Raw genomic sequence first — 12,226 nt, 5'->3', positions numbered from 1 at the left:
CTGGCGCGCGGGAGGCTTCAGCCCACGTAGCCGAAGGTCACCGCCGGCTCGGCGGCGGTCTCGACCCAGACGCTCTTGGTCTGGGTGTAGGCCATCAGCGCCTCGCGGCCGGAGGAGCGGCCGAAGCCCGATCGGCCGAAGCCGCCGAACGGCGAGGCCACGTTGATCGTCTTGTAGCCGTTGACCCAGACCGTCCCGGCCCGGAGCGCCGCCGCGACCCGGTGGCCGCGCCCGCCATCGCCGGTCCAGACCGCGCCGGCGAGGCCGTAGGGCGTGCCGTTGGCCAGTGCGACCGCCTCCGCCTCGCTCTCGAACGGCAGGACCGTCAGGACCGGGCCGAACACCTCCTCCCGGGCGATCGCGGCGTCCGGCGCCACGCCATCGACGATGGTCGGGCCGTAGTAGAAGCCCCCCGTGTCCCGCAGGTCCGGGGGGCAGGCCCCGCCCGCCGCGATGGTCGCGCCGGCACCCGCGGCGGCCTCGACCATGTCGGCGATCTTGTCGCGCTGACGCCGGTTGTTGATCGGTCCGATCTGCGTCGCCGGGTCGGTCGGCGCACCGACCGGGATGCGCGCGGCGGCGTGGGACAGGCGCTCGACGAAGGATGCGTGGATCGAGCGGTGCACGAGGAGCCGGGAGCCGGCCACGCAGCTCTGGCCGGCGCCGCCGAAGATCGCGGCCTGCGCGCCGATCAGCGCCCGGTCGAGATCGGCATCGGCGAACACGATGTTGGCCGACTTGCCGCCGAGTTCGAGCACGCTCGGCACGATGTTGCGGGCCGCCGCGGCGGCGATCTGCGCCCCGGCCTCGGCCGAGCCGACGAACACCACGAGGCGCGTGTGGGGATGGGCCACCGCCGCCGCCCCGGTGGTCGGGCCGGCGCCGGCGAGCACCGAGACGAGGCCGCGCGGCATCCCCTCGGCGCGGTCGCAGAGCAGGCCCAGCGCCAGCGAGGTCAGCGGCGTCAGCTCGGAGGGCTTCAGCACCACGGCGTTGCCGGCGCAGAGGGCCGGGGCGATCTGCCAGCCGGCGGTGAAGATCGGCGCGTTCCAGGGGGTGATCTGCACCACGGTGCCGAAGGGCTCGTGGCGGGTGTAGTTCAGGTGCGAGGTCGGGACCGGGATGACCTCGCCGTGGAGCTTGTCGCACCAGCCGGCATAGTACTCGAACATCTCGGCGACCTTGGCGACCTCGCCGCGCGTGTCGCGGATCGGTTTGCCGGCCGAGAGGGTCTCCAGCTCGGCGAGCGCGCCGGCGTGCTGCCGGACCAGGGCGGCCACCGCCCATAGTGCCCGGCCGCGGGCGGCGGCACTCAGGCCCCACCACGCGCGCTGGGCGTCCCGCGCCGCCGCCATGGCGGCCTCGATCACCGACGGCCCGGCATCGGCGAAGCGTGCCAGCACGCCGCCATCCGCGGGGTTGACCAGATCGAGGGCGGCCCCGGTCCCGTCGAGGATCTCGCCGGCCACGACGCTGCCGATGCGGCCGCCCGGCAACAGGTCGGCCAGAAGGGCGGCGACCCGGTCGGCGGCGGGCGAGTGCGGCATCCCGGACATCAGTGGGCTCCCTTGCGATCGCGGTAATCGGCCATGCGGGTGAAGTCGGCCGTGTCGGGAATGGTGTCCTGCGCGGCCTGCCAGATCCGCTTCACCGCGGCGGAGAGCGGCAGGTCGATGCCGCATTCGGCGGCGAGCTCGAGCGCGAGGCGCACGTCCTTGCGCATCAGGCCGGCCGAGAAGCCGCTGTCGAAGGTGCCGGACTGGACCCAGCGCGGGACCATGACCTCGCTGATCGCGCTGCGGCCGGTGGCGGTGTTGACGACCTTGACGGCCTCTTCGGCCGAGAGGCCGGCCGCCTCGGACAGCCGCAGGGCCTCGCCGGTGGTGACGAGATGCGCCGCGACCAGCAGGTTGTTGACCAGCTTAATGATGTTGCCGGCCCCCGACGGACCGACATGCGGCGCGCGCGCCGACATCGCCTCCAGGACCGGCCGGGCCAGTTCGTAATCCGCCTCCGCCCCGCCGACCATCATGGTCAGGGTGCCTTCGGCGGCGCCGGACGGGCCTCCGCTCACCGGGGCGTCGAGGAGCGCGTGACCGGCCGCGGCGAGGCGCTCGGCGAGGCGCCGGGTCGTGCCGGGATCCGAGGTCGAGGTATCCACGATGACCACCTTCCGGTCGGTCCAAGACAGGAGGCCGCCCTCGGCGGTGACGACCGCCTCGACGTCCCGCGCCAGCGGCAGCGAGAAGACCAGGGCGTCGGCTTGGCGCAGCACGTCGTGGAGGGCGTCGAGGACCGTAATCCCGGCCGCCTCGGCTGCGGGGCGCCGGGCCGGACTGAGGTCGTAACCGAGGACCGCGAAGCCCTTGCGGGCCAGGGTCGCGGCCATGCCCAGACCCATATTTCCGAGCCCGACGACCCCTACCGTTGCGATGGTCATGCCGATCCGTCCTCACCGTAGGGAAGGAGGATCTCGGCAAATGAGCGTTGCCACAATCATGGATTTTTGCACGTAGCGTGCGGAAATCCAGCACGATCGTGTCAGGCCGGTGGCGGACGAAACGCCACCATGTGGTCGGCCAGCCAGCCGAGCAGGCGCGCCGCGCCCTCGGGCAACCGTCGCCCGGCTCGGATGACGAGGTGGGCGCTCGCCTCCGAGAGGATACTGTCGCGCAGCGGCACCGCGTCGAGGAGGTCGGCCCGCAGCTCGGCCGCGACCACGAAGCGGGGCAGGAAGGCCACCCCCATGGCCGCCATCACAAAGCGGCGGTGCAGCTCGAACGAGGCGGTCTCCAGCCGCGGCACCAGCCGGAACCCGCCATCGGCCTCGACGCGGCCGATCAACTGCCGCACGCCGTGGTCGGGCGGCAGGAGGGCGGTCGGCTCGGTGGCGAAGCTGCGCAGCGGAACCGGCGCTGCCCCGTCGGCAAGGGGGTGCCCCTTCGGCAGGACGGCGAGCAGCGGCTGCCGGGCCGAGACGACGCCGCGGACATCCGGATGCGCGGGCGGGTTGTAGATGAGACCGATATCGGCCTCGCCCCTGGCGATCGCCGCGAGGATCCCATCGGTGGTGCCGATCTCGACCTGATAGGCGATGCCCGGATGATCCTGCGCGAACCCGGCGAGCGCGTTGTCGAGGAGGTCGATCAGGAAGCCAGCGCCGCAGCGCAGGCTGATCGTGCCCCGCTGGACCCCGCGCAGGCGCTTCAGCTGGTCCTCCAGCAGCGCCGCCTCGTCGGCCTGCCGCTGCGCGTGCGCGGCGACCAGACGGCCGGCCTCGGTAGGGACCACGCCCCGCGGCAGGCGCTCGAGCAGGGTCTCGCCGACCTGCGCCTCCAGCTCGATGATCTGCCGGCTCACCGCCGAGGCGGCGACGTTCAAAACGTCGGCGGCCGCCCTGACCGAGCCCGCGCGCACGACGGCCAGCAGATAGCGGAGCGCGCGGTCGTTCACGACGGCGGCTCCCCGGCCGCGGCTGTGCGCCGGTCGATCGCGACGGCGCCCCGCACCACGACGAGCACAGGCTCCTGGCGCTCCACGATCACCTGCGGCACCCCGCCAGCCGCGAAAGCGATCAGGTCGGCCCGCGCGCCGGGCGCGACCACGCCCGGGCCGAGGCCGAGCACCCGCGCCGGCACGACGGTGATCGGCGCCAGCAGCGCCGCGAGATCTGCATCGCCGCGCAGGTCGAACCGGTAGGCGGCGAGCTGGGCGCGGGCGATCATGCTGGTGACCGTCGCGGGGTTCCAGCAGTCGCGGACGTTGTCGGTGCCGAAGCAGACCGGGACGCCGAGGGCCCGCAGCCGCGGGATCGGCGGGCATCGGGCCCCGCCGGGGATGCTGCTGAGGATCGCGACGCCGGCCCGGTTCAGGGCCTCCGCGATCCGGCCGAGCTCGAGGTCGTCGGCCTCTGCAAGGGCGAAGGCGTGGCTGATCGTGACCTGCCCGCCGAGCCCGGCCGTCACCGTGCGGGCCGCAATCGCTGCAATCGTGTCAAGGCCGGCCGCGCCGCCCTCGTGGAGATGGATGTCGATCCCCCGGCCGTGCCGCTCGGCGAGGGCGAAGACGATGTCCAGGTGACCGTCGCGGTCGCCGTCGATGCCGACGGGGTCGAGGCCGCCGACGAGGTCCGCGCCCAACCGGAGGGCCGCGTCCAGATCGCCCGCGACCGGCGGGCAGCCCAGGATTCCGCTCTGTGGGAAGGCGACGATCTGGATCTGCAGCCGGTCGGCCCAGCGTGCCCGCAGGTCGAGGATCTGGGCAAGGTGGTCGAGGCGCGTGGCATCGTCGATGTCGACATGGGTCCGCAGGCTCGTCGTGCCGCCGCGGAGCATGCGTTCGAGCAGCGCCTCGGCGCCCTGCTCGGCGAGCGGGATCCGCGTGGCCCGGCGGAACGCCTTCTCGTCGTCGATGATCGCGCGGACGGACCCTGCAGCCGCGTGCGGGCGCCACGGGAGGCCGAGCAGGCACTTGTCGAGGTGGACGTGCCCGTCCGACAGGCCCGGCAGCACCAGGGTGCCGCCGAGATCGATCGTGCGGCCGGCCGGTGGCAGCGGCGCGTCGGGGTCGCGCAGCGCCACCACGCGGTCGCCGAGGATATCGATGGACGCCCGTCGGCCGTCGACGAGCGCGGCGTTGGTGAGGCGCAGGTCGCAGGGGGCGTCCGCGCCTGGTTCGGCGATCGTCGTCATGGCGTGGCTCCCTTCAGAGCGGCCGGCCGGCGGCCACGACGGTCTGGATGGCGAAGCTCGATTGCAACCGGGCGACCCCCGGCAGCCGCGACAGGACCTCCTTGTGCAGCCGCTCTTAGTCGGCTGCGTCGATCACCTTGAGCTTCACGAGGTAATCGGCCGTCCCTGTCATCAGATAGCAATCCTGCACCTCGGGACAGCGCCGGACGGCCGCCTCGGACCGGTTGAGGTAATCCTCGGTCTGGCGGGAACGGGGTAGCGCCGTATCCCACACCCTACGGCGAAGCCCGCCGAACCAGTGTTGCGCCGGCGCAGCTCAGCCTCGTCTGCCTGAATGCCGGCGTCGGAACGTGGCCCCTGGGTTCAACCGAAGCCTACCTCAGGGCGGCTAGCCTTGCCCCTCGGCGCGTCTGCCAACGCACGACCGACGGTCCGGGCAGCGCATAATAGACCAGCAGGACGATGTAGATCACGATGCTGAGGCGGGCATCAACCCAGGCAATTACGAAGGCGAGCCCGTAAAGCAGCGGCACGAGCATCCAATGGAAGCGCAGCGACTGCAAGCGGTGCTGGTCAGCGCGCGCGGAGACAAGGCCGGCGCGCAGTGCATGCTGCCACATCGCGCTGAAGAAGAGCCCTGCGGCGCAGAGCGCCCCACTGTAGACCATGGCAGCGAGCTGTCGCTCCGCATGCCCGGCGCGGGCATATTCCGCGAGCATCGCGGTCGTGAAGGGAAGAACAGCGACGCAGAGCAGAAGCAGCAGATTTAGGACCAGCAGCACGTGGTCGCTGCGGCGAATATAGTGGAACATCGTGTGGTGGTTGGACCAGACCACGCCCACCTGCAGGAAGCTGAGGACATAGGCCGCGTAGAGCGGCCATTGCCGCATCAGCGCGGCATCGAGGGACTGACCACCCAGTGCCTCCTCCCGCGGGACGCGGAGATCGAGCACCAGCAAGGTGATGATGATGGCGAAAACACCATCGCTGAACGCCTCGATGCGAGCGGGCGGCGGCTCTTCCTCGGGCCGCGGGATAGCCTCGGCAATCGCCTCTGCGGCATCAGTCATGGCAGGCTCCTCGCCAACGACTCACGCCCCTGCATCGAGAGCGAGCGAGCCCATAGGAAATTTGTGGCCGAGCAGCATCAGAAGTCCATCCCACCCATTCCGCCACCCATGCCCCCGCCGGGCATGGGTGGCGGCGGGTCCTTGATGGGCACCTGGGCGATCATCGCCTCGGTGGTGACGAGGAGGCCGGCGACGGAGGCCGCATCCTGGAGGGCGGTGCGTACGACCTTGACGGGATCGACGATCCCGGCTTGGATCATGTCGACGTACTCTTCGGTCTGGGCGTCGAAGCCGAATGTCGGCGCCTTGCTGTCCATGACCTGGCCGACCACGATCGAGCCCTCGACGCCCGCGTTCTCGGCAATCTGGCGGATCGGGGCCTCAAGGGCCTTCAGCACGATCTTGATGCCGGATTGCACGTCGTTGTTTTCGGTCTTCAGGCTGCGGGCCACCTCCTTTGCCCGGAGCAGCGCCACGCCGCCGCCGGGGACGATGCCTTCCTCGACCGCCGCGCGGGTGGCGTAGAGTGCATCCTCCACCCGGTCCCTCTTCTCCTTCACCTCGACCTCGGTCAAACCGCCGACGCGGATCACCGCGACGCCGCCCGCGAGCTTGGCCAGACGCTCCTGCAGCTTCTCACGGTCGTAGTCCGAGGTGGTCTCCTCGATCTGCGCCTTGATCTGGGCGATCCGGCCCTCGATGTCGGACTTCTCGCCGACGCCGTCGATGATCGTGGTGGTCTCCCTTTCGATCCGCACGCGCTTGGCCCGGCCGAGCATCGGCAGCGTCACGTTCTCGAGCTTGATGCCCAGATCCTCGGCGATCATCTGGCCCTTGGTCAGGATCGCGATGTCTTCCAGCATCGCCTTGCGGCGGTCACCGAAGCCCGGCGCCTTCACGGCCGCGACCTTCAGGCCGCCGCGCAGCTTGTTCACCACGAGCGTGGCCAAGGCCTCACCCTCGATGTCCTCGGCGATGATCAGCAGCGGCTTGCCGGTCTGGACCACGACCTCGAGCACCGGCAGCATGGCCTGGAGCGAGGAGAGCTTCTTCTCGTGAATCAGGATGTAGGGGTCTTCCAGCTCGGCGACCATCTTCTCCGCGTTGGTGACGAAGTAGGGTGAAATATAGCCGCGGTCGAACTGCAGGCCTTCGACCACGTCGAGCTCGGTCTCGGCGGTCTTGGCCTCCTCGACCGTGATGACGCCCTCGTTGCCCACCTTCTGCATGGCGTGGGCGATCATCTCGCCGATCTCACGATCGCCGTTGGCCGAAACCGTGCCGATCTGCGCAATCTCATCGTTCTTGGTGACCTTGCGTGCGCTCTTCTTCAAATCGCCGACGACGGCCTGCGTCGCGAAATCGATGCCGCGCTTGAGGTCCATCGGGTTGATGCCGGCGGCCATGTACTTGGTGCCCTCGCGCACGATCGCCTGAGCCAGAATGGTGGCCGTGGTGGTGCCGTCACCGGCGACGTCGTTGGTTTTTGACGCCACTTCGCGCACCATCTGGGCGCCCATGTTCTCGAACTTGTCGGCGAGCTCAATCTCCTTGGCGACGGTGACGCCGTCCTTGGTGATGCGCGGGGCGCCAAAGGACTTCTCGATCACGACGTTGCGGCCCTTCGGACCCAGCGTCACCTTCACCGCGTCGGCGAGGATGTCGACGCCGCGGAGCATCTTCTCGCGGGCCGTGACGGAAAACTTGACTTCCTTAGCAGCCATGACTCTGCTCCATAAACCAAATTTTCTATCTTATTCTCACAGGGAGGCTCGGTCTAATATTCTATAATGCCCATGATATCGGTCTATTTTATAACCAAGACATCTTCGCCATCAACAACCATTTCAGTGCCGGGCCACTTCCCGAAAATAACTCTGTCGCCAGCCTTGACGTCGAGCGCCATGATATCTCCTTTATCATCGCGTATACCCGGACCGACGGCGATGATTTCACCCTCCTGGGGCTTCTCTATCGCTACATCGGGGATGATGATGCCGCCTTTGGTCTTCTCCTCGGCACTGATGCGCCTGAGGACGACCCGGTCGTGCAGCGGACGGAATTTCATCGTCAGCGTCCTTAATGCGTCGGTTCGGCTATCGCTGTGTGCTGAATTTGTCCGTCCGAGCACTGCTTAGCGCGCTCTCACTGGCCTCCCCCGTGCAATCCAATTGCGATTCAGCTTGTCTGCATCTCGCTTCTTCGTCGCAAGGAGAGCCGGCGTCACCAGTTGGCTTCAATCAGGCGTTGCGCCACGACGCATTACGTCAAGTAGCGAAACTCCGGCAATTTCCTCAACTCGTCCTTGCTGGCGCCAGGCAGCACGACCTTTCCATTCTCGTCATCGAGTTTCAATTGATCGAAGGGCGTTGCGATCAGATGACCGCCCAACCCCAGGAATCCTCCGACCTGTATGACGACAAATAAGACCTTATCCTTCCCGATGATCATGTCGTCGATGGTGCCGATCTTCTCATCCTTGTCATTGACGACGGCGCTGCCGTGCAGTTTCGTCGTGCGCCAGCCCTTTGCGACTTCTTTTACGTCTACGCTCAGGAGGCGGACGACCTGGGACAAAGCCGGTACGGCGACCCCGACCTTCGCGATACCTCCTGCAAACACGGCTCCCACCACGAGCATCGCAATGACTGGAAGGCGCGCCTGGCCGGCTCGACCCGAACCGGGAAGCCGAGAAGCTTGGTGACCGGCGTCGTTGGCTAGGGTTTCCTGCCGAGCTGCGTCAGGTCGGAGGTGGCGATAAGGGCGCATGAGAACACTCCTCGGCAAGGGCGCTGAACACGGCGTTCGACCGAATCAGTGACCGTTGCCGCGGACAGCCACTTCGCCCGAAGTTCTGCCCCCGAAATTGACGTTGCACATTGATCCGCGTCAGACGCGCGAGCGATTGGTGATCGCGTGGTCAAGACCTGGCGTCGGCGGACTTTGGGCGCTCACGTTCTCTGCGGCGGACGCGGTCGGACATGCGGCGACACTCTGCCGGCGCCCCTGCACGGCGCCCTTCGCCGACGAACCACCGACTCAAGGACAGCCCTGGCTTCTTCATGGCGCTCGGAGAACGGCAGCCGGCGCGGTTCCTCGCCTCATTGCTGCCGAGCGCCGTGAAACCTGCAGCGACGATACCTTTTGAGGCACGGTCGACTGCCCTCGGCGAGTCATCGCAAGCTCTGATCGACACACGCACCGGGCTGTTCGCCGCGGTCCTGCGCCAGACACGGATAATCCGTGTAGCCCTTCTCGCCGCCGCCATAGTAGGTGGTCGGGTCGTCGGCGTTGAGCGGGGCGCCGGCGCGCAACCTCTCCGGCAGGTCGGGATTCGCGATGAACTTGCGGCCGAACGCGATGAGGTCGGCCCTTCCCTCGCGGATCCATTGCGCGGCGGTTTTCACGTCGAAACCTCCGGCGGCGATCAGCGCCCCCTTGAACCTTTTGAGGATCAGTTTGACGAACGCGAGGGACCGCTGATCGGGAGGAGCCCCTTTCTGCATCTGCGCTATGCCCGGGTTGACCAAGTGGAGATAGGCGAAGCCGAATTCGGCAAGCCGCTCGACGAGGTAGCCGAAGGTGGCCTCCGGGTCGTCGTCGCTGATCTCGTTCATCTTGCCGAGTGGCGAGATCCGGACGCCGATACGGTCGGGTCCCCAGATCCGAGAGAGCGCCTCGGCAACTTCCAGGAGCAGTCGCGTCCTGTTCTCCACGGAACCGCCATACGTGTCGGAACGACCGTTCGTGCTGCTTTCTATGAACTGGTCGAGCAGATAGCCGTTCGCGGCATGGATCTCGATCCCATCGAAGTCCACGGACTGGGCGTTTTTCGCCGCGCGCTCGTACTGCGCCACAATATAGGGCATGTCTTCGAGGGTCAGGGCACGCGGTCGGACGAAGGGGACGAGCGCCCCTTCACCCCGCTCGTTCTCGATGAAGGCCTTGCCCTGCGGAATGGTCGCGGATGGGGCGACGGGAAGCATGTTGTCGGGCTGCAGCCCCGGATGCGAGATCCGACCGACATGCCACAACTGGCAGACGATGCGACCGCCGGCCTCGTGCACGGCTTTGGTGACGCGGCGCCAAGCCTCAACCTGCTCGCTGCTGTGGATGCCGGGCGTCCAGGCATAACCCTGCCCCTGCATCGAGATCTGTGTCGCCTAGCCCACGATGAGCGCCGCGGAATCGCGCTGCGCGTAGTAGCAAGCCGTAAGGGCACCCGGCACGTTACCCGGCAATCGCGCGCGCGAACGCGTGAGGGGTGCCATGACGATGCGATGCGGAAGATCGAGAGGGCCCAGCCGGTAGGGCTGGAACAGCACGTCCGTAGCCAAGAATTGCGCCGGGCCGCGCTTTCGCGAGAGGGTCGCCGTGTCTTCCATGGAGTGCCTCCTTCGGACGCATTCCAGCCCGCATGGCCAGGCCGCCCGTGTCACGCGATCTGGAAGCACACCGCACGCGGCGGGCTACCCGCTCGCACTCCGAACATAGGCACGGCGGCGCCACCGCAGGTCCTGATGGCCGTCAGCGTCGGGCGAACTTTGAGCGGTTCGCGGGCGTGAAGCGCGCCGGACACACGGTGTCGTGGCGCCTCAGAAAGCGTAACGCAGGATCGCCGCCAGGGCGTGCCCTGCAGGCATCTCCTCGCTCCTTGCGCACACTACCCGGGCGTCGGTGCAGAGAGCACGCCGGGCCACTTCATCGAGAACTGAATAGGTTTCGGCGTCGTCGGATACGGAATACGTCACGCTGCCGTCGATATCGCTGACGACGCCTGGGATCACGCGATCGAGATCGACAACGAGCCGGTCGATAGCTGCAGCTGTCGCGGCATGGGCCGCATGGGAGACGTCGCTGGTGGCCCGATGGGGCTTCAACTCATCATAGAGGTCGAGGATGCCTTTCACTTCGTTCCGGTAGAGGCGGTCTAGGATGGGGAGTGCGGCGTCGCCGAGCTGCGCGTCACTGCGGTGGTCCGGACTGCCCTCGATGACTTCCGCGATAAGATGCGGATACGTGTTCACTTCGCGAAAGATGCTGAGCATGGGTTCCGCCGCGGCCAGGACCATCGGTGTCGAGCGACCCGCAAGCGCTTCCCCAACCGCACGGTCCACCTTTCGCGCATACTGCGCTTCGAGAATTTTCTCACCCTCGAGGTTCTGAAGGCGGCGGCGCGGGGCCCGTATGTGAAGCGAGGGCCGGTCAAGGGTCTCCGCAGGATTCTCAGAGACGTGGGCAACAGGGACCCGCGCTGGCGGCATGTTCACGACCACGTGGAGAAGTCGAGCTCCGCCTTCCGAAATCGCGAGAACGAAAATCTCCAGCGGAGATGTCATGGTCCGGATCAGCGGAGCGAGGTGGAACCGGTCGGCGACCTCGGCGAGAGGCTTCGGCCGGATCGGTAAGCGGTACGTATGCATGGACTTCGTCTCTGGCCGCGCCAGCACCCCAAGACCGTGCGCCTGCGATTTCCAGAACTCTTCCACCGATGCGAGCGTATTCGCGCCGCTGAGCCGGTACTTGTTGTCATCCAGGCCCTCCTGGATTCGGCCCGACAGAGCTCCGGACTGCCGTTCGAAGGACTCGATGATGCGTTTCGAGACGGCGGCTTCGCGCAACTGCGAAATGGCATCCTTGGCGACATCCTTGAATGCGATGCGGTTGGCGTCCGGGTGCAGGGGCGAGGTCGGCAGATAAAGCGACACGAACACTTCGCCTCGCGCCGTCGCGAGCGCCCTGAATTCCTGCAAATCGGGGATGTCGATGTGCATCATCGCGCAATAGCCTCAGCGGCTCGGACCTCGGCGGCTTCAGGCCGTGCGAGGCAGGGCTCCGCTACCTAAGCAGGCTATTGCCGGGATCGCCCTGACGGGCGTCAGTCCCCAGGCGATCCCGGGTCCGGGGGGCCTCGCGTGTCCATTTGCTGACGCTCATCAGGGACATGACGAGAAGGTCCGTCTCATCGTTCCCGGCGACGAGGATGGCCTTGGCGGCGCACTGCCTCATCACGCTCTCCCGGGGTGAACCATGCAGATCCATGCGAGCAGGATGCTGGTGGCTTCCCCAGCGAAGGTGTTCCGCCTGGTCTCGAACGCGGTGGAGTGGCCTCTCATTTTGCGGTCCGTAGAGAGCGCGGAACTCGTGACTAGAGCCGTGCCCGCTTATGTAGCGACGGCCAAGTCGTGTTCGTAACCGGCGGTTGTGAGACAGTGACGGCACTCGTCTGGTGTGAATCCGGTGCAGGCATCGCGGATGGCCGCCCAGAGGGCGGGCACGGTGCGGGCGACCGCGGTTCGCAACAGATGCTTCAACTTGGCGAAGATTTGCTCGATGGGGTTGAAGTCGGGACTGTAGGGCGGAAGGTAGAGGGCCCGCGCCCCCACCGCCTCGATCGCCTGGCGCACGCCGGCCACTTTGTGGGCCTGTAGGTTGTCGAGGATTACGGTGTCGCCGTGGCGCAGC

10 protein-coding genes and 2 pseudogenes are annotated in these 12,226 nt (G+C 67.5%); all 12 read right to left on the bottom strand.

All coding sequences use genetic code 11. From position 1 onward, the window contains the following. Window positions 1-17: 17 nt before the first annotated feature. A complete protein-coding gene (locus BM228_RS27925; protein ID WP_092045787.1) occupies window positions 18-1,556 on the bottom strand; it encodes an aldehyde dehydrogenase family protein in 1,539 nt (512 codons plus the stop codon). After that, window positions 1,556-2,440, bottom strand: a complete 885-nt coding sequence (locus BM228_RS27920; protein ID WP_092045785.1) for an NAD(P)-dependent oxidoreductase — start codon at window positions 2,438-2,440, stop codon at window positions 1,556-1,558. Before BM228_RS27920 ends, BM228_RS27925 begins: the two co-directional genes overlap by 1 nt. Before the next feature lie 101 nt (window positions 2,441-2,541). Continuing rightward, window positions 2,542-3,453, bottom strand: coding sequence for a LysR family transcriptional regulator (locus tag BM228_RS27915; RefSeq protein ID WP_092045783.1), 912 nt, complete (start codon window positions 3,451-3,453; stop codon window positions 2,542-2,544). Beyond that, window positions 3,450-4,691, bottom strand: a complete 1,242-nt coding sequence (locus tag BM228_RS27910) for an amidohydrolase family protein (RefSeq protein ID WP_092045781.1) — start codon at window positions 4,689-4,691, stop codon at window positions 3,450-3,452. The genes BM228_RS27915 and BM228_RS27910 overlap by 4 nt, the downstream gene beginning before the upstream one ends. Window positions 4,692-4,704: 13 nt before the next feature. Then, window positions 4,705-4,941: pseudogene (locus BM228_RS27905) on the bottom strand (Lrp/AsnC ligand binding domain-containing protein); the annotation flags it as partial. Between the two features lie 124 nt (window positions 4,942-5,065). After that, the gene (locus BM228_RS27900; RefSeq protein ID WP_092045779.1) at window positions 5,066-5,761 is read right to left on the bottom strand and encodes a TMEM175 family protein; all 696 of its coding nucleotides are present in this window, start codon (window positions 5,759-5,761) and stop codon (window positions 5,066-5,068) included. Window positions 5,762-5,838: 77 nt separating this feature from the next. After that, window positions 5,839-7,485, bottom strand: a complete 1,647-nt coding sequence (gene groL, locus BM228_RS27895; RefSeq protein ID WP_092045777.1) for a chaperonin GroEL — start codon at window positions 7,483-7,485, stop codon at window positions 5,839-5,841. Window positions 7,486-7,568: 83 nt separating this feature from the next. Beyond that, complete coding sequence (locus BM228_RS27890) at window positions 7,569-7,829, bottom strand: co-chaperone GroES (protein WP_092045775.1); 261 nt, start codon at window positions 7,827-7,829, stop codon at window positions 7,569-7,571. Between the two features lie 194 nt (window positions 7,830-8,023). Then, window positions 8,024-8,530: a PRC-barrel domain-containing protein gene (locus tag BM228_RS27885; RefSeq protein ID WP_244537343.1), complete on the bottom strand. Its 507-nt coding sequence runs from the start codon at window positions 8,528-8,530 to the stop codon at window positions 8,024-8,026. 404 nt (window positions 8,531-8,934) lie between these two features. Further along, a pseudogene (locus BM228_RS27880) lies at window positions 8,935-10,146 on the bottom strand (alkene reductase). A gap of 210 nt (window positions 10,147-10,356) precedes the next feature. Further along, the gene (locus tag BM228_RS27875) at window positions 10,357-11,538 is read right to left on the bottom strand and encodes a baeRF11 domain-containing protein (RefSeq protein WP_092045771.1); all 1,182 of its coding nucleotides are present in this window, start codon (window positions 11,536-11,538) and stop codon (window positions 10,357-10,359) included. A gap of 387 nt (window positions 11,539-11,925) precedes the next feature. After that, window positions 11,926-12,226: transposase (locus BM228_RS27870; RefSeq protein WP_208612111.1), on the bottom strand; the 301-nt coding region annotated here is incomplete at its 5' end.

Origin of the sequence: Methylobacterium pseudosasicola (assembly GCF_900114535.1) — a bacterium.
Lineage (GTDB): Bacteria > Pseudomonadota > Alphaproteobacteria > Rhizobiales > Beijerinckiaceae > Methylobacterium > Methylobacterium pseudosasicola.
Note: the sequence above shows the minus strand (reverse complement) of the source record. Positions and strands in the feature narration are given on the sequence as shown.

What these genes read in the sequence shown, in the direction of transcription:
- BM228_RS27885 (WP_244537343.1), bottom strand. Translation starts at nt 8,530, where the DNA reads ATGCGCCCTTATCGCCACCTCCGACCTGACGCAGCTCGGCAGGAAACC.
- BM228_RS27910 (WP_092045781.1), bottom strand. Translation starts at nt 4,691, where the DNA reads ATGACGACGATCGCCGAACCAGGCGCGGACGCCCCCTGCGACCTGCGC.
- BM228_RS27920 (WP_092045785.1), bottom strand. Translation starts at nt 2,440, where the DNA reads ATGACCATCGCAACGGTAGGGGTCGTCGGGCTCGGAAATATGGGTCTG.
- BM228_RS27875 (WP_092045771.1), bottom strand. Translation starts at nt 11,538, where the DNA reads ATGATGCACATCGACATCCCCGATTTGCAGGAATTCAGGGCGCTCGCG.
- BM228_RS27925 (WP_092045787.1), bottom strand. Translation starts at nt 1,556, where the DNA reads ATGTCCGGGATGCCGCACTCGCCCGCCGCCGACCGGGTCGCCGCCCTT.
- BM228_RS27890 (WP_092045775.1), bottom strand. Translation starts at nt 7,829, where the DNA reads ATGAAATTCCGTCCGCTGCACGACCGGGTCGTCCTCAGGCGCATCAGT.
- BM228_RS27900 (WP_092045779.1), bottom strand. Translation starts at nt 5,761, where the DNA reads ATGACTGATGCCGCAGAGGCGATTGCCGAGGCTATCCCGCGGCCCGAG.
- groL (WP_092045777.1), bottom strand. Translation starts at nt 7,485, where the DNA reads ATGGCTGCTAAGGAAGTCAAGTTTTCCGTCACGGCCCGCGAGAAGATG.